Consider the following 21,232-nt stretch of genomic DNA (forward strand, 5'->3'; position numbering starts at 1 on the left):
ACAGTTTTTATTCATTGTATGATCAAGTCTCCGTGCTATCGGATACTTGAGAGTCAAGTTGTTGCAAACGCTCGCGAATCAGCTTGGGCGGGCGTTGCAAGCTGCGCCCCAATAAGGTGATTGTACCGGAAGTTCGGTCGCGATGAAGTTGGCTACGCAGATACAGGTTGCGCTCGGTAAAACTGGCGTGGGTCCAGACCTCAAAATATTCGCTGGTTACAGAGAAGGTTTCGGCTTTAAGCTCAACACCTGCGGTGCTATCAGCGGCCATAAATTCTTCCACGGTGGTAAAACCGCTTTCCTTACTCTCCCGTTCATTAACCACTTTTGATCCATCCAGTTTACTGTTGAGGCTGGATAGTATCGTGGCACTGGCGGTATTGGGATTAATCAGTGTGGTTGCTTTAACACTGGTAATAAAGGGTTCGAGTGTTTGCCATTCGGTTTTAGTTAAGCGGCCCAATGACAACAGCTCGGAGGTGTCGGCGATATGCTGATCGGCACTGCGATAAGCCGGCTCCTGGCCCAAGAAGTGGGTGTCTTCGCTATCGAAGGTTTGTGGGTTCTGGTTGCTGTCAATCCAGTCTGCCAGTTGTATGGCGAGATCCGGGTTGAGTTGTAATTCGTTAAGCAGGTTACGCAGTGTGGCTAGGGCTTCGCTATTGGTTTTGCCTTCGCTGTCGACCAGATTGTTTAGATTAAAGCGAGATTCCATATCGCGAATAACCAGGCGAATACGGCCCAGCTCTGGCTCAAAGACGTTGGCTTGATACCAGCGCTCACCGGTATGGTCGTGAGGCTGGCGATTTTCACCCATCAGGTCTTCGTATAACCATTGGCGGGCCAGGGCTTCACCACCCAGGGCATATTCAAACGCCTGGCTATCGCTTAACAAAAAACTGGTACGGCGGATATCAAGGCTGCCACGGCTGACCGCAGAAGTTACCATCACTGTGACGATGGTAAAAATCAACATAATGGTGATTAAGGCCACGCCCTGTTGGCGATATGGTCGGCTGTGAATCTTTTGCATCAGGTTTTATCCTCTACAAAAGAGCGCAACACTACCAGTCGGGTAACCTCACCAAACTGTTCGCTTTGCAAGGTGACTTCGATGGCTAGCGGCAGTTTTTCTGTTTTTGATGAAGAACTTTCTGACTCATTGCCTGTGGACGCTGAAGTGGGCCATTGGCTATGCCACTGCTTTTCGTCGTCCATATAACGCCAGCTGATATCGTTTATCTTGGGCAGCAGGTGTTGTGATAAAGGTTCTGAGTCCGGTGCGCGATCGAGTACAGCCCAACTAACACGTTGTAAAAAACGTGTGTCAGAATCTTCAGCGCTGGCCAAGCGTAATTCAATGCGCTGCAGTTGGCTGCGGGTTTTATGTAGTGGGTTGCTCCAGCCGTAGCGGGTAAAGTGAAGGCTGTCGCTGTTACCAATCAGTGCAGCTTCCGTATCGCCGTATTCAAGGCGAACCGGGCGAGGAGCGATTTGTTGTAAATCGACGGTTAAGCGGCGCATGCCGCGTTGCCATTGTTGCAATTGCTGGCTGTGTTGTTGCAGTTCTGATTGCAAATGGGTTTCCCCGCTTAACAGTCGATAGGCGGCAAGTCCCATCACCGAAAATATGCTTAAGGCAATCATTAACTCCAGTAGAGTAAAGCCTGATAGGTTTCGCTTCGTCATGTCATATTCTCCCGTTAGTGCTTGCCAATAAAGCCGCTGAGGGAGAAGGGTGCAGATGCGCTGTCACCAGTACTGGTTTCTTCAGTAACAGTGACGACGATACGAAATAGCGTTGGTGTACTGGTGGTATGTGTCTGTGTATGCACCTGCCAGCGACGCCGGGCATATTCACTGACTTGCGACTGATTGCCGGGGCGCAGATTGTTGGGTTCTAAACGTAACGCCTGTAAGCGGTTTTGGGCAATCCAGTTGGCCAGGGTGCGAGTTTCCAGCGTGTGAGCCTGCCGAGTAGCCTGGCCACTTTGTTTTAACAGGGTGGCTGCACATACGGCAAAAATAGCCAGAGCCACTAAGACTTCTAAAAGGGTAAAACCGCGTTGGCCTGTTTTAATCATCATTGCCTCCCAGCTGCAGGGAGGGAAGATTAAAACCATCGGAGCTAATCAATGCGAGTTGTGTGGCTTCTTCGCGCAGGGAAAATTCAATACGAAACGGCGTTAACTCCCCACTGGCCAAAATCATGACGGTAGGTTGTTGGGAATTCTTGTTGTTCTTATCCCTAAATGCGTCCCCACGTGCGTCTCCAAGTGTGCCAGCTTCACCCTGCAGTTCTAAATTCAGCTTGGCAAACGGCGGCAGGGTATAGGCTCGCCAGGGTTTTTCATCGAGTGAAAGCCACTGTTCTTTATCTTCGTCAAAGCGAAAAAAAGCATAGCCTGTTTCAGTCAGGCTAAAACCAAAGTTGCTGTGATTAAAAGTGGCTTCGTCTGTGGCCAGGTTGAAGAGTTGATGCAAACGCTGGGCTTCATGCTGCAGTTCGCGTCTGTCGGTACCGCCAATGGCGAGTGTCGCCAGCCCGGCAAGAATACCAATAATGGTGACCACCACCAGAATTTCCAGCAGAGTAAAGCCGCCATGGCGTGATGGCTTATTCTGTCGTGCGGAAAGAGAGTGGCAGGCCATGGCGATATTGAGGCATTACTGCCGGGAATCGGCATCCCAGTTGGTGACGTCGGCAGCATCACCTTCACCACCTTCACGGCTGTCGGCACCCAGAGAGTACAAGTCGAAGGCACCGTTACTGCCAGGGCTAACATACTGGTAATCATTGCCCCATGGGTCTTGTGGCAAGCGCTTTAAGTAACCGTCCGGGTTCCAGTTTTTGGCTTCAGGGTAACCGCTGGGTTGTGTTACCAGTGCTTCAAGTCCCTGATCGGTACTTGGGTAGCTGTGATTATCGAGTTTATAAAGATCCAGGGCATTGCTGATACTTTGGATATCACTTTTCGCCGCTGTAGCACGGGCTTCACCGGTGCGCCCCAAAATATTCGGTACCACCAAGGCACCCAGGATGCCGAGAATAACCACGACAACCATAATTTCGATTAAGGTAAATCCCTTTTGTTTTTTAGTATTCATAATTCACTCTCTAAATAGATACTATACTTTCTCGGTGGCTGCTTACTTGCTCGTCGCTCCTGCGTAGGCAGGAGCCTAGTGTCTTTTGCGTAGGAGCTTAAGGACACTGGATTCCTGCCTGCGCAGGAATGACAACGTAAGTTACCCCACCAATTGGTTCAAATTTAAAATAGGCAACAGGATCGCCATAACAATCAGCATGACCGTTACGCCCATAAACAGCAGCATGATGGGTTCAAACAACCCGACAACTACGGTAATAAAATTCTGTAAATCACTTTCCTGATGAGAAGCTGTGCGTTCCAGCATAGAATCTAACTCACCACTGGCTTCGCCGCTGGCGATCATGTGCAACATCATCGGTGGAAAGTAACCGGTATCGTCCAAGGCCTGGTGCAAGCTACCACCTTCGGTCACCTGCTGTGTGGCGGTTTGTAATTTGTCCTTCAGGAATTCATTACTGAGTACCTGGGTGGCAATCTTCATACCGTCGACTAACGGAACACCACTGCTGCTTAAAATACTCAGGGTGCTGGCGTAGCGTGCGGCATTAAAACCGCGGCTTAAACGTTTAATAAAAGGAAAGTGCAGTAGCTGGCGGTGAAAACGCAGACGAATATGTGGCTGCCGTAACAAGGCGCCACCGCCAACAGCCAGTAATAAGATAACGGGTAGGCAGAGCCAGCCCCAGGTGCCAATAAAATCGCTGATGGCCACCAGGCCGCGAGTCAGTGCTGGAAGCTCCTGTCCGGTACCAACAAATACTTTAATCACATCCGGCACAACATAAACCATCAAACCCGCAACAATGGCAACAGCCATCACTAACAGCAAAATAGGGTATACCATCGCCATTTGTACTTTTTGGCGGAAGGCATGGCTGGTTTCGGTATGGTCGGCCAGACGGTTCATGACCTTGTCGAGATGGCCGGAGTGTTCGCCAGCTGCCACGGTGGCGCGATAGAGTTTGGGAAAGGCGCGAGGGAATTCTCCCAAACTATTGGCCAGTGAATGGCCTTCCAGCACTTTACTGCGCACCGCCAGCATTAAACTTTTTACCCGCGCGCTTTCACTTTGTTGCGCAATGGCGGCCAGGGATTCTTCCAGTGGCAATGCCGATTGAATCAGTGTCGCCAGTTGGCGGGTTACCAGAGCAAGCTCACGGGCACTGAGTGTAGGGCCGCTGATCTTAAAACCGCTTAGGGAAAACTTGCGGCCCTGATGTTTTTCGGCGGCTTCTTCCAGTAACAGAGGAATTAAACCTTGATCGCGCAATTGCTGGCGTGCCTGGCGCGCACTGTCGGCTTCCATGCTGCCCTTGCGGGTTTGGCCTTGGGTATTAAGTGCCTGGTAGTCGAATACAGCCATAATGCGCCCTTAACTTCCCTTAGCCTTCTTGCGTCACGCGCAAGACTTCTTCAACCGTGGTTTCACCGTTGAGAATACGGGCGCGCCCGTCGTCACGAATACTGGGGCCTTTACGTCGCGCGCTGGCAATCAGTTCGGCTTCGGCGGCACCGTTGTGAATAAGTGTGCGTAATTCATCATCAATAGCGATTAACTCGTAAATACCGGTTCGACCGCTGTAGCCTTGCTGATTACATTCATCGCAGCCTTTGGGGCGATACAGAGTAGGAGGTTGAGATTGAGGTTGAGAGACATCGACACCGAGGAATTCACACTCGGCCTCATCAGCTGTGTGCGCTTCTTTACAATGTGGGCACAGAATCCGTACCAGTCGCTGCGCCAAAATACCAATCACACTGGAGGATAATAAGAAGGGTTCAACACCCATATCAGCCAAACGGGTAATGGCGCCGACAGCGGTATTGGTATGTAGCGTAGAAAGCACCAAATGGCCGGTTAAACTGGCTTGAATCGCAATCTCGACGGTTTCCAAATCGCGGATCTCGCCCACCATCACCACATCCGGATCCTGACGCAACATGGCGCGCAGACTGCGGGCAAAGGTCATATCGGCTTTGGTGTTAACCTGCGTTTGGCCAATGCCTTCCAGTTGATATTCGATCGGGTCTTCGACGGTAAGAATATTTTTGTGGTTGGTGTTAATGCTGCTCAGGCCCGCGTACAGGGTGGTGGTTTTACCGGAGCCGGTGGGGCCGGTCACCAATAAAATACCGTGCGGGTGGTGCAGCAGTTCGGCAAACAATGCTTTATCGCGGGGTTGCATGCCCAGGTGGGATAAATCCAGGCGGCCTGCCTGTTTATCCAGCAAACGCAGCACCACTCGCTCGCCACTGTTGGACGGCATAGTAGAAACCCGCACATCCACTTCGCGGCCACCAATGCGCAGGGAAATGCGGCCATCTTGCGGTACACGTTTTTCGGCGATATCCAGTTTTGACATCACCTTGATACGTGAAACCAGTAATGGTGCCAGTGCACGTTTGGGCTGCACGATTTCACGCAACATACCGTCGACCCGAAAACGTACCACCAAACGGCGTTCAAAGGTTTCGATATGAATATCGGAGGCGCCTTGTTTAATGGCTTCGCTCAGCAGGGCATTAATCAGGCGGATAATCGGGGCGTCGTCTTCCTGCTCCAGCAGGTCTTCGGTTTCGGGTACTGAATCGGCCAGGCTGGCTAAATCCATTTCATCGCCCAGGCCTTCTACCATTTGCATAGCCTGGCTGGAATCGCGCTCGTAGGCGCGGGCTAGCAGGGTATCAAACTCGGCGGCATCGACTTGGACAAAACGCAGTTGCCAGCCTAATGTCAGGCCTAGGTTGCGCTGCACTTCGGCAATGATATTAAGTGGCAAGGGCTCGCGGCAATAGACCGTAGAATCGTTGGCATCTACGCCTACCACTACACCAAAACGTTTGGCAAAACCAAAAGGCAGTTGTGGGGCTTCAGTCGCAGGTGAGCTTAGCTCATCGCTGGTATCTGTTGCGGCCTCACTCATTGTTTGCCTCTTTGGCATTTTTGGTTTCAGCGTCTAAGTCAGGTAAAACCGGTAGCTCACCAGGAACAAAATAGGTTTCAATTTTCTTGCGGAAGTTGCGCTGGCGATCTTGCATGTCGAAGTAGCGCTCGCGGGTTAACTCGTAACCACTGTCGGCTTCGGCCAAAATCGTCGGGTGAATAAACACCATCAAATTACGTTTTACGGTATTGGTGCTGGTACTTTTAAACAGTCTGCCCATTACCGGAATATCACCGAGGAAAGGCACTTTCTTTTCCGCCTCTTCCACTTCATCGCGAATCAGGCCGCCCAGTACCAGAGTTTCGTTATTGCCAATCAAGACGCGGGTTTTGATTTCGCGTTTATTGGTAATAATGTCAGAGGCTTCGGCGCTTTCGGTCACACTTTCCACGCTTTGTTCAATATCCAGTGTTACGGAGTTGTCGCGATTGATGCGTGGTTTAACTTTTAAGGTGATGCCCACATCCTGCCGTTCAATGGTTTGGAAAGGGTCGTCACCTTCGCGGGCTTCACTGCCAGTAATAAAGGGGACATTCTGGCCCACCAGAATACTGGCTTCTTCATTGTCCAGCGCCATAATGGTCGGCGTGGATAAAATATTGGCTTGGGATTCAGTGGCCAGGGCATTAATCAATGCGCGCAATTCACCACCGCGGAAGTAGCCTAGATTAAAACCGGAATTAAACGTGAGATCGGGTGGTAAATCCGGGCGCGAGGTAATGGTGGGGAAGGCACTAAAGCCACCGCGAACATTGGCATTGGAATCGGTTGACCACTCAACGCCAAAGTCATGACCCAAATCTTCGTTCACTTCAACAATTAACGCTTCAACCAGTACCTGCGGGCGACGCACATCCAGTTTGGCTATCACACCTTTCATGGTGTTCAGTACCGAAGGTGGTGCGGTAACAATCAATGCATTCAGCGCTTCATTGGCTTTAATGCTTACTTCGATATTGGCGGTACTTTGGTCTTTCTCGTTTTTCTGGACGCTACCGCTGACGCTCTCCAGTACTTCCACCAGATCTTTGGCGTTGGCGTAATTTAAGTGGAATACCTGAGTATTGCCTTCACCGGACAGCGGTTGGTCCAGGCGTTTTACCAGTTTGCGAATTTGCTGGCGTGTGGCGGGGTCACCCGTGAGCAGTAAACTGTTGGAGCGCTCATCAACCGCCAGCTGTAAACCGCTGGCGCCTTCCGCTCCTTTACCCTGCGCTTTAGGCAGTAGCTTGTTGATTACACTGAGCACTTCTTTGGCGCTGGCAAACTCCAGCGGCAGCAGTTCAATATCCACCACGCCGACCTTGTCCAGGCGCGAGACTATCTCCATCACCTTGCCAATATTACTGGCGCGATCGGCAATGATTAGTGCATTGGTGGCAGGGTAGGCGGCCAGGTGACTCACCTGTGGCACCAGCGGGCGCAATAAATTAACCAGCTGGGTGGCGGAAACGTTTCTAACTTTGAGAATACGTACAACCACATCTTCCTGGCCTGACTGATTTTGCTTTTCGATCAGGGGGACGGAAGATTGTTTGGCCAGGGCGTCGGGAATAATTTTTAACGAGTTGTCGGTTTCAACCGTGGCAAAACCGTGTACCTGTAATACTGATAAAAATACCTGATAGGCTTCACCGCGCGTCATGGGGTCGCCGGCCATGACTGTGACCTTACCCTTTACATTGGGGTGAACAATAATGCTTTTCTGGGTAACGTCCTGAGCCCAGCGGATCAGATCGCGAACGTCGGCATTGTCCAGCGCCAGGGTAACGGTTTCGCTTGTTGCAGCAGACGGTTGTGTTTGTTGGGCAAAAGCGCTATTGCTAAAAGGCAAACTGCTAGCAGATAGCCCCAGGGCGATGGCAGTAGCAAGCGTATATCGGCGCAGGGCCGACTTAGAAAGTACGACGTTCATGTGATTAATTCTTATTTTGACGAAGGCGCATTAAGCGCTCTTTAATAGATTCGGTCCGTGAATTTGTATTGCTGTTACGACGCGGTGCTGGTGCAGCATTATTAGCCGCAAAACTTTGCGGTGTGGTTACACCGCTGCTAACCGGTTTGGGGAAACGTAATATTTCCAGCTGACCGCCGCGCGACAGGGTGATGTGATCACTGCTGACCTGGGTTAATACGGCACCGCCGGGCAGGCTTTCATTCACATAGTAACGCTTGGCTGTTTTCCCCTTTTCAGAAACCAAGGCACTGGCGCGACTGGTATCGCTACTGCTAAATGCACCTTTGAGTTCAAGCTTTAAGCGGGTGTCAGGAATATCCTGCTGTGCCACTGCCGTCGGTTGTATACTGGCAACGCCAAATAATTGCACCGCGCTGAAGTTGACCGGTTCTACAGGGGATTGGGATAGCTGAACACTTGGATTGGCTGCTGCCTGAGGGGTAATGCGGGTTGTGGTGATGTCTTTATAAAGCGTCCAGCCCAGCGCGCCAACACTGCCCAGTAGGCACAGCCATAATGCGATGGCAGCGCTCCCGCGGGTATTCACAGACGGCGTGTAAGTGGATGTAAACATCAATAACCCTTGCCACTGGCTAGCATGGCGTTGTTTCTTTTGTTTTTATTAGCTTCAGCGGTTAGGTTTTGGGCCAAACCACTGGCAATCCGTTGGCTTTTCAGCGCTTTTGGCGCTTCGAACAGCCAATTCTACGGATTTTCAGGCCTTTATTCCATCATCAGAAAGGGTATACCCCACGCCATGCTTGGCTGACTCTCAATGTACCAGCTCTGGGTTAAAGATAAATGCCAGTTCTTACAAATGCTCAAGGTGCCTAATCTGTGTTAATGCGCTGAAACAGGTCATAACCCATTGATTTCAAAGCGGTATATTGGGATAGGTAGTTATTTGTGCAGCAACGCTTGGCGGGAGTGATATAACGTGGGGGTAAATGAACACCCAGTCAGCCTGGGGTAAGTAACTCGCCGTCGACCATGCCATAATGCCGGGCATATAAAGGGAGGGGAACATGCCGAATAGAGTCAGTATTAAAGCGCCGGTGGCGTCTGTGGTTGTACAAGTCTTGGTCAAGGTGGGGGATAGCGTCAGCCGTGGGGCGGTTGTTGCCCTGGTAGAGTCCATGAAAGTACAGACACAAATCAAGGCGCCGATGGCAGGGCAGGTAAAGCAGCTGTATGTCAGTGAAGGCCAGACCCTGCAAAAAGACGATGCTGTGATGGACGTGTTGCCGCTGGATGATAGTGGCATTGATAAGGCTGCCGAAGCTGAGGCTGATACTCCTGAGACCCTAAACCCGGCGCTGCAAGATTATTATGCGCGGGTGACCCAAACCCTCGACACTGGCCGTGAAAGCGATGTGGCCAAGCGCCATAAGCGAGGCTTCCGCACCGCCCGTGAAAACCTTGCAGATTTGGCCGACCCGGAAACCTTTGTTGAATACGGCCAAATGGCGGTGGCCGCCCAGCGAGGTCGGCGCGATTACGAAGACCTGAAAACCCGCACCGCCGCTGACGGTGTTATCACCGGTACGGCTTCTATTAATAGTAAACAGTTCCCCGGCAAAACCAGTCGCACGGCACTGGTGATTAACGACTACTCGGTACTGGCGGGCACTCAGGGTTATTTTCATCACCACAAAATTGACCGCATGCTGGAAGTGGCCAAAGAGCAGCAGCTGCCCGTGATTATGTATACCGAAGGTGGCGGTGGCCGCCCCGGCGATACCGATGTACAAACCCAAATTGGTGGTTTGCATTTAATGACCTGGGTGGCCTGGTCAGAATTGAGTGGGCAGGTACCGCGTATTGCTGTGGCCAACGGTTATAACTTTGCCGGTAATGCGGCACTGTTTGGCGGTGCGGATATTACCATTGCCACCAAGGAATCCTGGATTGGTATGGCCGGCCCGGCGATGATTGAAGGTGGTGGCCTGGGCAGCTTTGCCGCCACCGACATAGGCCCCATTGATGTGCAATCAAGCAACGGTGTTGTGGATATCGTTGCCGACGATGAAGCCCACGCAACAGCGCTGGCGAAAAAAGTGCTCGGTTATTTCCAGGGCCCAATCGATACCTGGCACTGCAGCGAGCAGGCCCAGTTGCGAACCCTGTTGCCGGAAGACCGCCGTTTTACTTACGACGTGCGCAACATTATTACCTCGCTGGCCGACAAATTATCCTTCACCGAACTGCGACGCGATTATGGTGCAGCGATTATCACCGGTTTTATCCGCATTGAAGGTAAACCCTTCGGTGTAATCTGTAACGACTGTAAAGTCCTCGGCGGTGCCATCGACACAGTCGCAGCAGAAAAGGCCGGAGAATTTATGACGCTGTGTAGCGACTTTGGTATTCCATTGTTGTCCCTGTGTGACACCCCAGGATTTATGGTCGGCCCCGACAGTGAAAAAGAAGGCGCCGCCCGTCGCATGGGTTCCATGTTCACCGCCGGTGCAAAAATGCGTGTGCCCATCGTCACCATCTTCCTGCGCAAAGCCTACGGCCTGGGTGCCATGGCTATGGCCGGTGGTTCTTTTGCAAAATCCATTTACAGCGCCGCCTGGCCCACCGGTGAATTTGGCGCGATGGGGTTGGAAGGCGCTGTGCGTTTGGGCTTTAAAAAAGAACTGGAAGCCGCGGCAACCGATGAAGAGCGTGATGCCTTATTTGAAGAATTACTGGCGGCTATGTACGAAAGAGGCAAAGCCACAGAAGCAGCTGCGTTCTTGGAAATTGATGGCGTAATTGATCCCGCTGACACGCGCAGAATGGTCGTCAACGCTATTGCGTAAGCAATTAACCCTGGAGGTTTGCTCCAGGGTTAAATATTTTACTAGTTAAGTTGGGACGCTTGTGGCTCTTGTTGTTTCGACCAGGTTTCAAAACCAAGTACCAGAATCATCCCGACAATAGCCAATGCACAGGCCGGCAGTAGTTGGTGGCTTTGGGATGTGATATCGGCCCAGACCCACGGCAATAGGTTTTCTTGTATCAGGGGGATTTCTTCCCCGTGGCGATTGATGGTTGTTTCAATTGCTTGTTTCCATGGCCAGAGGGCGTTTAGTGAGCCGATAAGAAACCCGGTCAGTAGCGCAAGGGTTGGTTGGCGATAGCTGTGCAGGCACCAGGACAGGAAGCGTGAAAAGCTGAGCAGGCCACAGGCGCAGCCGGCGGCAAAAATACCGAGCAAAATAATATTGAATTCAGTGATTGCCGTAATGATGGTTGGGTACAACCCCAGTAGTAACAGAATAAAACTGCCTGAAATGCCCGGTAAGATCATCGCGCAAATTGCCAGCATGCCTGCAAAGAATATATAGCCATAGCCTGTGGGCAGTTGCGTTGCGCCCGATAGGGTTATGCTGCCTGCTACTGCAGTGCCAATGATAACGGCTAAAAATTCTTTATATCCCCAGCCTTGAATCGTTCTGATCATATGCAGGATAGAGGCTAGTACCAAACCAAAAAAGAATGCCCACACCAGAATGGGGGCCGTTTCCAGTGCGTAGTCAATCACTTTGGCTAAAGAGAGAACGCTGATGAGTATGCCGCTAAACAGGACGGTTAAAAATGTGCCGTTGATTTGTGTCCAGCAGGCAGCTATGCCTTTGGTGAATAACGTATGAAGTGCGCTTGGGTTGATCTGCTTAAGACTATCGAGCAGTTCATCATAAATTCCGCTGATAAAGGCGATGGTGCCGCCGGATACGCCGGGGACGACATCGGCGGCGCCCATGGCGATGCCTTTAAGCCCAAGTGCCAGGTAGTTTTTGCTGGCTGATGAGGTAGAGTTTGTTGACATGTTTTGTCTCTAATAAATGTGAATACACATAACCACCGGAGTGCATTCGGTGGTTATGCATAAAATCGATGGGCAATTTTTTATCGGTTGGATAAGGGCGCAGCAAACAGCTGCCATTCACCGATAATCGGAAATTTACGGATCCACACAAACAGCGCTTCCAGCTGTCTATCAACCCGCGGAGTGGCCCAGGCAAGGTAGGGCGTGTAGCGTCCCCAGGCGATGGTGAAAAAGGCAATTAATGATCCGCCAATAACCTGGTCTGTTAGCCAGTGGGCACCGCTAAATAAACGCGGCAGTATAAATACGATGGCAAGTGCGGTGAGCAACAAACTCCAACGGTTAAACTTATGCAGTAGTGCATAAGTGGCAATGATAATTAAGACTGAGGCGTGGTCACCGGGAAAGCTCGAGCCTGCAGAATCTTTTGGCGACAGGTGCGGGTAAAGTGCATCGAGTGAAATAAACGGCGTCAGTTCCAGTGAGGGACTGTTGCCCGTCCAGCCCATGGTTTTGGCAGTTTTGTCTAGGATGGTTCTGAAAATTAACATCACAAACATCAGTAAACACAGGCCGATAAAACCTTGGCGTACTTCGGTGCTTTTAAAAATTAAATCGCTTTTGAGTAGTAGCGGAAAAATGGCGATAACAGGAATTAAATCGGCGGAGCGATTATTCATCACGGCCCACAGCAGAGACCACTGTTCGTTTGCTGCCAGGCTGCCATTTAAAAAATAATAGGTTGCGTTGTTCCACTGTTGCCATAACTCACCGGTTGCTGGTATTAACCAGGAGGCAAGTAATAATAAAGCGAATAGTTGGAAACCTAGAAACCCGCCTAAACGGGTAGACGTTGGGAATTGCATGAGAGTCCTTTTCTTACTGTTGTTCCTTTAATGCTGCCTTCTTGGCAGCGGTCGGTATTTTATTGCAAAAATATTGCAGTGCAAGAAAAAGTGTTTTTTATTTGTGACTGTTTGGACATTGGGTTGGGGTGGAAAAAAGTACAGAGCGGGGTCTGACCCTGCGAGTCAGACCCCAGTTCGAAGTGCGGTGTTTTTTTCGAGACGGGGTACGACCCGCAGGGTCGGACCCCTTGTGCTAATGCTTTAGTGTGAGAGGGCGGGGTACGACCCGTAGGGTCGGACCCCTGGCTTTGTGCCGGGTTAGAGGCTTTGGTCCATATCTAGGGCGGGCTGTTGGCTGCTTGGGGTGCCGATAATTTTTGCGGGCACACCGGCGACGGTGGTGTGAGGTGGAACGGGTTTTAATACCACGCTGCCGGCTGCAATTTTTGCACCTACGCCAATCTCAATATTGCCAAGAATTTTGGCGCCTGCCGCAATCAGTACACCGTCTTTAACTTTCGGATGACGGTCGCCGGCTTCTTTACCGGTACCGCCGAGGGTAACCGATTGCATAATGGACACGTTATCACCCACGACGGCGGTTTCACCAATGACCAAACCGGTGGCGTGATCAATCAGCAGGCCTTTACCGATTTTGGCGGCCGGATGAATATCCACATCAAACACTTCAGAAATACGGTTTTGCAAAAACAGAGCCAGTGAACGACGGTTATTAGTCCACAACCAATGGGCGATGCGATAGGCCTGTAGCGCATGGAAACCTTTAAAGTATAAAAACGGCGTGGCCAGTGAGCAGCAGGCGCTGTCTCGCTCGTCGACGGCGAGGATGTCGGCCACCACGGCTTCGGCAATGCTCGGGTCACTGGCCATGGCTTCCTTGGCCACTTCGCGAATCAGCATGGCTGAGGCGGTGGGGCTGTCGAGTTTGTTGGCCAGATGGAAGCTCAGTGCATCTTGCAAATCTTTGTGGTTCAAGATTGTGGCGTGCAGAAAACTGGCCAGGATTGGCTCTTTCTCGGCTTGCTGTTGGGCTTCCTGACGGATGCATTGCCAGGGGGCGTCCATATCAATTGCCATAATCGTTGCTCACTGCTGATTCATTAAATAATTATCTGAGCTTTAGTTAAGAATTTCCAGTGGTGGTTCCTGCAGCGCGGCCAGTTGTTCACGCAAGGTGAGGATATGTTCTGACCAGTAGCGCTCGGTGTTAAACCAGGGGAAGTTTTGTGGAAACGCCGGGTCATTCCAGCGGCGTGCCAACCAGGCGGCGTAGTTCATTAAACGTAGCGTACGCAGGGGCTCGATTAAGCGTAGCTCGCGGGCATCAAAAAAGCAGAATTGGCGGTAACCGCTGAGTATGGCTTCCAACTGTGCCTGTTGCTGATGACGCTCGCCACTTAAGAGCATCCAGATATCCTGCACCGCTGGGCCCATTCGACAATCATCAAAGTCGACAAAGTGTGGGGCGTTATCGGTATCGCCCATATCGCGCCAGAGGATATTGCCCGGGTGGCAATCACCGTGCAGGCGGATGGGCTCGTATTTCACTTCCGCGAAGCTTTGTTGCAGGCGTTCGATTAAATCTTCGGCCAGTGTGCGGTAAGCGGTTTCCAGCTCGGCGGGGATAAAATTGTTGTCCAACAGGAAGCGGTAGCTGTCGATGGCGTAACTTTGTACATCAATGCCGGGGCGATGCGCGAAAGGTTTTTCAATGCCAACCGCATGCAAGCGGCCCATGCAGCGGCCGAGGACTTTGAGGTTTTCCAGATTATCCAGCTCGGGGGCGTGGCCGCCTTTACGTTCAAACAGGGCGAAGTGAAAATCGCCAAAGCTATGTAGGCTTTCGCCATTGCTGTCTTTGCTGGGTGTGACTACCGGCCATTCCTGTTCGGCCAGCTCGAAGCTAAAGGCCTGCTCTTCGCGGATTTGCGCTTCGCTCCAGCGGTTGGGGCGATAGAATTTGGCGATCAGCGGTTGCTCATCTTCAATGCCGATTTGGTAAACGCGGTTTTCGTAGCTGTTTAAGGGGAAGATGCGGCCGTCACAGCGAAATCCCTTGGCTTCGATGGCATCCAGTACGGTGTCTGGCGTGAGTGCGCTGTAGGGATGTTCGGTGTTGTCCATAAACTGTCTCGGTAATAAAAAAGGGCCCCCATCAGGGAGCCCTATTGTATAACGTTTTGTTACTGTGCGTTGTTCTGGTGTGGCACAAGGGGTCCGACCCTGCGGGTCGTACCCCGTCTCGAAACATGTAACGCACTTCGTAGGTGGGGTCTGACCCGCAGGGTCAGACCCCGGCTTTTCCAGGCTTTCGATTAGCGCTTGCGCAGCACCAGGCTGCCGATGGAGTAACCGGCACCGAAGGAGCAGATCACGCCGTGATCACCGGCTTTCAGGTCTTTGTGATTGAGGTTAAACGCAATCAGTGAACCGGCAGAGGCGGTATTGGCATAGGTATCCAGCACAATCGGCGCTTCTTCAGCAGTCGCTTCACGGCCCAGCAGCTTTTTGGTGATCAGGATATTCATATTGATATTGGCCTGATGTAGCCACCAGCGGTCGATATTGTCGGCTCCCAGGTCGTGGGCGCCAATATGATCTGAAATATGTTGTGCCGCCATTGGGCAGACTTCTTTAAACACCTTGCGGCCGTTTTGATGGAACAGCTTGTCGGCGCTGTACGGATCGGCGTCGGTGGCGTGGGTAATATAGCCAAAGTTGGAGCGGATATTGTTGGAGAAGCTGGTGACCGCTTTGGTGCTCAGAACATCGTAGCTGTGCTCGGCGGTACAGGTGTCTGCTTTTTCAACAATAGTGGCGGTGGATACATCACCGAAAATAAAGTGGCTGTCGCGATCGCAGTAGTTAACTTGCGGTGAGGTCAGCTCCGGGTTGATAACCAATACGCATTTAGCGGTACCTGCGGCAACCATTTCATAGGCGCGCTGCAGGCCGAAGGTGGCGGCAGAGCAGGCAACCAGCATATCGAAGCCGAAGCCTTCGATGCCCAGCTCTTTTTGCACTTCAATGGCAATGGCCGGGTAAGAGCGCTGGGTATAGGCGCAGCTGACAATCACGGCGCCAATATCTTCAGCGGTTTTATTGGCTTCCTGCATGGCAATGCGGGCAGCTTTTACCGCCATCTCAGCCTGTTGGGATAACTCTTCATCGCTGCGCTCTTCGATTTCCGGGCGCATGCGGTCGATATCCAGAATACCTTCTTTACTGTAGGCGTAGCGGCTTTTAATGCCGGAGGCTTTTTCGACAAAGGCGGCAGACGAGTAGGGCTTGGCTTCCAGAACACCTTCTTCGATAGCTTGGGCATTTTCGCTGTTATAACGCTCTGCCCAGGCGTTGTAGCTGTCTACCAGCTCTTCGTTGGTAACGGTATGTTCCGGAGTCCAGAGGCCACTGCCACTGATAACGATATTGTGAGTCATAGGGTTTCCGCGAGTGATAAAAGTACTTCAATAAGCCGTTTTTGGACACAGGTCTTAAACGGTTGTTTGTAATAGTTGTTTGCCGACATTTTGCCCTAAAAGGGGGCCTCGGGTCTAACGATTTGTCTTTTTTGGCTTGACTGTTGGCCGTTTTGCCCGTGGAATTTGTGCGGCATTATTGACTAATAAGTCATTGGTCAAACCCCTGGCAACAGGGTTATGTGCCTGGTGTGGGTGTGCGAGCCAGCACCCATACATCAACCCGTTTGGCTCCAGCCTTCAAGAGTATAGAACTCAATTCTCTCGCTGTGGTACCGGTGGTCATCACATCATCAATTAAGGCCAGGTGCAGGTCTTTTGCATTGGTCATTATTTCGAAGCTTTGACGCAGGTTTTTTAGGCGTTGCTTGCGGCTGAGTTGTTGTTGCTTAACCGTTGCCTTCTTGCGGCGGCAGCAGTGTAACAGGGGGATTTTAAGCTCCAGGCTAAGCTGGCGACTGATATAAGCCGCCTGATTGAAGCCGCGCCACAGCTGGCGTTGCCAGTGCAAGGGGACGGCGGTAATCGCATCGGGCCAGGCTTGATACTCGTAATCCAACCTGAGTTGCTGCGCCAGTTGAGTAGATAGAAAGCGGCCAGCAACCAGGTCACGTTGGTGTTTAAAGCGAGTGATCTGGTCACTTATTGGTGGCAGGTAGCGAAAGGCGGCGCTGGTGTGGGTAAAGGGCGGTGGGTTATGCAGGCATTCACCGCAGATCAGGGCGCTGTCTGCCTCTGGGGAAACGGGTAAAGGCAGGGCACATTGCTGGCAGCCGGTCATTTGCCAGGGTAGGTCCTCCAGGCAAGCCTGGCAGGCAATACCGGTTTGCGGGTGACTGCTATGGCAGAAGCAGCACCTATTCGGTATGAAACTATTAACTATATGATTTAAAAGGAGTATTATGGTTTTTTGGGGCATGAGGAAGATGTGGAAAAGTGCGCTTTCGTGATGCCTGTTAACCTTTTGGGTGTCTTTGGGTTGACAGCTTTGGGGCTGACGTTATCATTAGCACAACAATAGAATTAAACGCCGCAACCTTAACTCTGCCTGCTTCCTATACCCTGAGCAATCAGTCAAAAGCAGTAACTTTTAACTGCCTGGCAGCCGTTTGCGGTCAAATTTGATGACTGAGGTTTTGATCATGTCCACACCTGTTCGCCACGACTGGACCCGCGCTGAAGTAGACGCACTGTTTAACCTGCCATTTAGCGATCTGATGTTCCAGGCGCAAACAGTTCACCGTGCCAACTTTGATCCCAACGAAGTTCAGGTAAGCACTCTGTGTTCGATCAAAACCGGTGCCTGCCCGGAAGATTGTAAGTACTGCCCACAGAGTGCGCGCTACGATACCGGTCTGGAAAAAGAAAAACTGATGAAAGTAGAAGCGGTGATTGAAGAAGCCAAGGCGGCAAAAGCCGGCGGCGCGACACGCTTCTGCATGGGCGCTGCCTGGCGCTCACCGAAGAAAAAAGATATGCCTTACGTTACCTCCATGGTTAAAGGCGTTAAAGAGCTGGGTCTGGAAACCTGTATGACCCTGGGCATGGTTAGCGAAGATCAGGCGCAGGAACTGTCCGATGCCGGTCTGGATTACTACAACCACAACCTGGATACCTCGCCGGAATTCTACGGTGACATTATTACCACCCGTACCTATCAGGATCGTCTCGATACCCTGGGCAATGTTCGCGCCGCGGGCATGAAAGTGTGTTCTGGCGGTATTGTGGGTATGGGTGAAGGTCAAAAAGATCGTGTTGGTCTGCTGCATCAATTGGCCACCATGCAACAACATCCAGAATCTGTGCCGGTAAATATGCTGGTACGTGTTGAAGGCACGCCACTGGCACAGGAAGAAGATCTGGATCCATTCGATTTTATTCGCACCATTGCGGTTGCGCGCATTATTATGCCGAAATCCCATGTGCGTCTGTCTGCCGGTCGTGAAGAAATGAACGACCAGCTGCAGTCTCTGGCCTTCCTGGCTGGCGCCAACTCCATTTTCTACGGCGAGAAACTGCTGACCACCGCTAACCCGAAAAAGAACAAAGACATGATGTTGTTCGACCGTTTGGGTATTAATCCTGAGAAGTATGAAACCGAACAGGATGAAGAAGAGCAGGAGCAAGCGGTGATGGCTTCCATTGAAGAAGCCAAGAACGATCAGTTCTTCTACAACGCTGCCAAGTAAACAGTGCCTACAGCGTTTTTTAACAAACAGTGAACATCTGCTGTGGATATTGACCAGCAGTTAGCACCGGCCTTGACTGCGCGCAAGCGCGAACATCTTTACCGTTCCCGTCGTGTACTGGCTTCTGCCCAGGGCACGCGGGTGCAGGTAGATGGCAAAACGTTTACCGGTTTTAGCTCTAACGATTACCTCGGATTGGCCAATCACCCAAAAGTGATTGAGGCCATGCAAGCGGCTGCCTCGCAATATGGTGTGGGTAGCGGTGCTTCGCATTTGGTCAATGGCCACAGTGTCGTGCACCATGCGCTGGAAGAAGAGTTAGCGGCGTTTACCGGCCGTCCCCGTGCGTTATTATTTTCCACCGGTTATATGGCCAACATTGGCACCGTCAATGCGTTGATCGGCAAAGGCGATGCAGTGTTTGAAGATAAACTCAATCACGCCTCCCTGTTGGATGCGGGCCTGTTAAGTGGTGCGCGCTTTCAGCGTTTTTTGCATAACGATGTAAAAAGCCTGGAACAGCGAGTACAAGCCAGTGATGCCAATCGCAAACTGATTGTGGTTGATGGTGTCTTCAGTATGGATGGTGATGTTGCTCGTTTGCCGGAGATGGTAGATATCGCCGAGCGCCACAATGCCTGGCTAATGATTGATGATGCCCACGGCTTTGGCTGCCTGGGTAAAAACGGTGGCGGTTGTGCCGAGCACTTTGGTTTGTCGGAGGATAAGCTCCCCATCTTGATGGGCACTCTGGGTAAAGCCTTCGGCACCTTTGGCGCTTTTGTCGCGGGTAGTGAAGTATTAATTGAAACCCTGATTCAGGAAGCCCGCAGTTATATCTATACCACCGCCATGCCACCTGCTGTGGCTGCTGCAACGCGCGCCAGTTTAAAACTGTTGCAAGAGGAGCATTGGCGCCGAGACAATCTGGTGCAGCGTATTAAACAGTTTCGTGCGGGCGCTGAAAATTTAGGGCTGCAATTAATGCCCTCGCCAACACCGATTCAACCGGTGGTATTGGGTGATGAAGCTCGTACTATGGCCGTCGCTGCCCACTTGGAAAAAAATGGTTTTTTGGTTGGCGCTATTCGCCCGCCAACCGTGCCTCGTGGTAGTGCCCGTTTGCGCATTACCTTTAGCGCCAATCATACCGAGAGGCAGGTTGAAGATTTATTGTCTGCATTGGGTGATGCAGTACAGGCCAACCGTGGAGACTCTGAATAATGGTTGTCTCTAATCCTGCGTTGCCCCCCTTATCGGTTCGCACACTACCTGCTACTGGTGAAACGCTGTTAGCCGAGCCATTGGTGTTATTACACGGCTGGGGCAGTGACAGCCGCAGTTGGTTACCGGTGCTGGCACCGCTGAATGAGTTTTGTCATTTAGTACTGGTGGATTTGCCGGGCTTTGCTGACAGTGAATTCTGCGCGATAGATCAATGGCTGCAGCAGTTAATGGAGCAGTTACCGCCACGCGCCGCTTATATGGGCTGGTCACTGGGTGGTATGTTGGCAACCCGGTTAGCCGCGCAGCATCCCGAGCGAGTCACGCGGTTAATTACCCTGGCAAGCAATCTGCGTTTTGTTGCCGATAAGTCCTGGCCTGAGGCTATGGAAGCCGAAACGTTTACGGCGTTTTGTGATGGTTTCGGCAAGGCGCCTGAGGTCACGCTAAAACGTTTCTGCGGCTTAATGGCCAAGGGTGATAGTGATGAAAAGGCACAGATAAAAGCCTTACGCCAAGCAGCAGCAGAATCTTTTGCCGATAAGCAGGCTGAACACTGGTTGCAGGCGTTGCAGTTATTGGGGCAGTTTGATAATCGTAAGACAGACTTGGATGTGCCCGGGTTACATATCTTTGGTGATAATGACAGTCTGGTTCCCGCATCTGCTGCCGAGGCTGTCAGCGCTTTACCCAAACAGCAGGTACAAATTTTTCAGCAATGTGGTCATGCACCGCATTGGTCACAACCGCAGCGTGTTGTCGATGCGGTAAAAGCATTTTTCCAGCGCGCCCAATACGATGTGGAAAAACGCAAAGTCGCACAATCCTTTAGTCGCGCAGCGGAAACCTATGACAGTGTCGCTGATCTGCAGCGCCAAGTGGGTAATAACTTATTAACCCGACTGCCAGAAATAGAATCAGCAGAAACTCTGTTAGATGTTGGTGCCGGTACCGGTTATTTTACCGGGCCTCTCAGTCAGCGCTGCCAGGTGGTGGGGCTGGATATAGCCGAAGGCATGCTGCGATTTGCCCGTGAGAATCACAGTAATGTGCAACACTGGATGTGTGCTGATGCGGAGTATCTGCCGCTCGCAGATAGTAGCGTGCAACATATTTTTTCAAGTTTGGCGATTCAGTGGTGCAGTCAGTTACCGCAGTTGTTTGGCGAGTTGCATCGTGTGTTGTCACCCGGTGGTCAATTACGTATCGCAACCCTGGGGCCGCAAACGCTGTATGAGTTACGTGATGCCTGGAAAGCGGTGGACCACTATGCCCATGTAAACCACTTTGAAGCTGCAGAAAAATTGCAGGCAGCGATGGTGGGTGCAGGTTTTGAAAACGTTTCTATTGAAACGGAGACCATTACCTTAAGTTTTGCCGAACTGAAGCAATTAACTCATGAGTTAAAAGCCTTGGGTGCGCACAATATGAATAGTGGGCAGAGTGGCGGTTTAACCGGGCGGGCGCGGTTAAAAGCATTTAAAACAGCATACGAGTCATTCCGACGTGATGATGGCAGTCTTCCTGCGACTTATGAAGTGTATTACCTTTCTGCCAGCCGTAGTGCATAGCCCATTTATGTCATTCCCGCGCAGGCGGGAATCCAGTGTCTTCAGCGTGACTAGGTAAAAGGACACTG

At 51.5% G+C, this 21,232-nt stretch carries 19 protein-coding genes; 4 read left to right on the forward strand and 15 right to left on the reverse strand.

Annotated elements, in window-relative coordinates; all coding sequences use genetic code 11:
* Positions 1 to 22 precede the first annotated feature (22 nt).
* From gspK to ACGHZ6_RS02985, 9 genes are all read right to left on the reverse strand, one after another.
* On the reverse strand, positions 23 to 1,033 hold the full coding sequence (gene gspK / locus ACGHZ6_RS02945) for a type II secretion system minor pseudopilin GspK (protein ID WP_390617296.1): 1,011 nt from the start codon (positions 1,031 to 1,033) through the stop codon (positions 23 to 25).
* On the reverse strand, positions 1,033 to 1,689 hold the full coding sequence (gene gspJ, locus ACGHZ6_RS02950) for a type II secretion system minor pseudopilin GspJ (protein ID WP_390617297.1): 657 nt from the start codon (positions 1,687 to 1,689) through the stop codon (positions 1,033 to 1,035). Before gspJ ends, gspK begins: the two co-directional genes overlap by 1 nt.
* 14 nt (positions 1,690 to 1,703) lie before the next feature.
* Complete coding sequence (gene gspI / locus ACGHZ6_RS02955) at positions 1,704 to 2,087, reverse strand: type II secretion system minor pseudopilin GspI (protein WP_390617298.1); 384 nt, start codon at positions 2,085 to 2,087, stop codon at positions 1,704 to 1,706.
* Complete coding sequence (gene gspH / locus ACGHZ6_RS02960; protein ID WP_390617299.1) at positions 2,077 to 2,652, reverse strand: type II secretion system minor pseudopilin GspH; 576 nt, start codon at positions 2,650 to 2,652, stop codon at positions 2,077 to 2,079. Before gspH ends, gspI begins: the two co-directional genes overlap by 11 nt.
* A 15-nt stretch (positions 2,653 to 2,667) precedes the next feature.
* Positions 2,668 to 3,108: a type II secretion system major pseudopilin GspG gene (gene gspG, locus ACGHZ6_RS02965; RefSeq protein WP_390617300.1), complete on the reverse strand. Its 441-nt coding sequence runs from the start codon at positions 3,106 to 3,108 to the stop codon at positions 2,668 to 2,670.
* Between the two features lie 141 nt (positions 3,109 to 3,249).
* Positions 3,250 to 4,476: a type II secretion system inner membrane protein GspF gene (gspF, locus tag ACGHZ6_RS02970; RefSeq protein WP_390617301.1), complete on the reverse strand. Its 1,227-nt coding sequence runs from the start codon at positions 4,474 to 4,476 to the stop codon at positions 3,250 to 3,252.
* Between the two features lie 19 nt (positions 4,477 to 4,495).
* Positions 4,496 to 6,037 carry a type II secretion system ATPase GspE gene (gene gspE / locus ACGHZ6_RS02975; RefSeq protein ID WP_390617302.1) on the reverse strand — a complete coding sequence of 514 codons (1,542 nt, stop codon included), beginning with the start codon at positions 6,035 to 6,037 and terminating at the stop codon, positions 4,496 to 4,498.
* Positions 6,030 to 7,973 (reverse strand): type II secretion system secretin GspD, encoded by a 1,944-nt coding sequence (gene gspD / locus ACGHZ6_RS02980; RefSeq protein WP_390617303.1) that lies wholly within the window; start codon positions 7,971 to 7,973, stop codon positions 6,030 to 6,032. The genes gspE and gspD overlap by 8 nt, the downstream gene beginning before the upstream one ends.
* Positions 7,974 to 7,977: 4 nt before the next feature.
* Complete coding sequence (locus tag ACGHZ6_RS02985) at positions 7,978 to 8,589, reverse strand: type II secretion system protein N (protein ID WP_390617304.1); 612 nt, start codon at positions 8,587 to 8,589, stop codon at positions 7,978 to 7,980.
* 451 nt (positions 8,590 to 9,040) lie between these two features.
* Between ACGHZ6_RS02985 and ACGHZ6_RS02990 the strand changes: the two genes are divergently transcribed.
* Positions 9,041 to 10,822, forward strand: coding sequence for a carboxyl transferase domain-containing protein (locus ACGHZ6_RS02990; protein WP_390617305.1), 1,782 nt, complete (start codon positions 9,041 to 9,043; stop codon positions 10,820 to 10,822).
* Between the two features lie 41 nt (positions 10,823 to 10,863).
* Here ACGHZ6_RS02990 and ACGHZ6_RS02995 read toward each other — a convergent pair whose 3' ends face one another.
* The 6 genes from ACGHZ6_RS02995 to ACGHZ6_RS03020 form a co-directional block, all read right to left on the reverse strand.
* Complete coding sequence (locus ACGHZ6_RS02995; RefSeq protein WP_390617306.1) at positions 10,864 to 11,766, reverse strand: DUF368 domain-containing protein; 903 nt, start codon at positions 11,764 to 11,766, stop codon at positions 10,864 to 10,866.
* Between the two features lie 146 nt (positions 11,767 to 11,912).
* Positions 11,913 to 12,698 (reverse strand): phosphatase PAP2 family protein, encoded by a 786-nt coding sequence (locus ACGHZ6_RS03000; protein WP_390617307.1) that lies wholly within the window; start codon positions 12,696 to 12,698, stop codon positions 11,913 to 11,915.
* Positions 12,699 to 12,998: 300 nt separating this feature from the next.
* On the reverse strand, positions 12,999 to 13,778 hold the full coding sequence (gene cysE, locus ACGHZ6_RS03005) for a serine O-acetyltransferase (protein ID WP_390617308.1): 780 nt from the start codon (positions 13,776 to 13,778) through the stop codon (positions 12,999 to 13,001).
* A gap of 42 nt (positions 13,779 to 13,820) precedes the next feature.
* Positions 13,821 to 14,825 (reverse strand): serine/threonine protein kinase, encoded by a 1,005-nt coding sequence (locus ACGHZ6_RS03010; protein WP_390617309.1) that lies wholly within the window; start codon positions 14,823 to 14,825, stop codon positions 13,821 to 13,823.
* Between the two features lie 191 nt (positions 14,826 to 15,016).
* Positions 15,017 to 16,141, reverse strand: a complete 1,125-nt coding sequence (locus ACGHZ6_RS03015; protein ID WP_390617310.1) for a beta-ketoacyl-ACP synthase III — start codon at positions 16,139 to 16,141, stop codon at positions 15,017 to 15,019.
* A 217-nt stretch (positions 16,142 to 16,358) separates the two neighbouring features.
* Positions 16,359 to 17,099: a double zinc ribbon domain-containing protein gene (locus ACGHZ6_RS03020; RefSeq protein WP_390617311.1), complete on the reverse strand. Its 741-nt coding sequence runs from the start codon at positions 17,097 to 17,099 to the stop codon at positions 16,359 to 16,361.
* Positions 17,100 to 17,322: 223 nt separating this feature from the next.
* On the opposite strand from ACGHZ6_RS03020, the gene bioB reads away from it, so the two are divergent.
* From bioB to bioC, 3 genes are read left to right on the forward strand one after another with little or no spacing between them, the layout of a single operon-like run.
* Positions 17,323 to 18,369, forward strand: coding sequence for a biotin synthase BioB (bioB, locus tag ACGHZ6_RS03025; RefSeq protein ID WP_390617312.1), 1,047 nt, complete (start codon positions 17,323 to 17,325; stop codon positions 18,367 to 18,369).
* Positions 18,370 to 18,411: 42 nt separating this feature from the next.
* On the forward strand, positions 18,412 to 19,593 hold the full coding sequence (gene bioF, locus ACGHZ6_RS03030) for an 8-amino-7-oxononanoate synthase (RefSeq protein WP_390617314.1): 1,182 nt from the start codon (positions 18,412 to 18,414) through the stop codon (positions 19,591 to 19,593).
* Positions 19,593 to 21,164 carry a malonyl-ACP O-methyltransferase BioC gene (gene bioC, locus ACGHZ6_RS03035; protein ID WP_390617315.1) on the forward strand — a complete coding sequence of 524 codons (1,572 nt, stop codon included), beginning with the start codon at positions 19,593 to 19,595 and terminating at the stop codon, positions 21,162 to 21,164. The genes bioF and bioC overlap by 1 nt, the downstream gene beginning before the upstream one ends.
* The last annotated feature ends 68 nt before the right edge of the window (positions 21,165 to 21,232 follow it).

This window comes from Maricurvus nonylphenolicus, assembly GCF_042854845.1.
Taxonomy (GTDB): domain Bacteria; phylum Pseudomonadota; class Gammaproteobacteria; order Pseudomonadales; family Cellvibrionaceae; genus Maricurvus; species Maricurvus nonylphenolicus.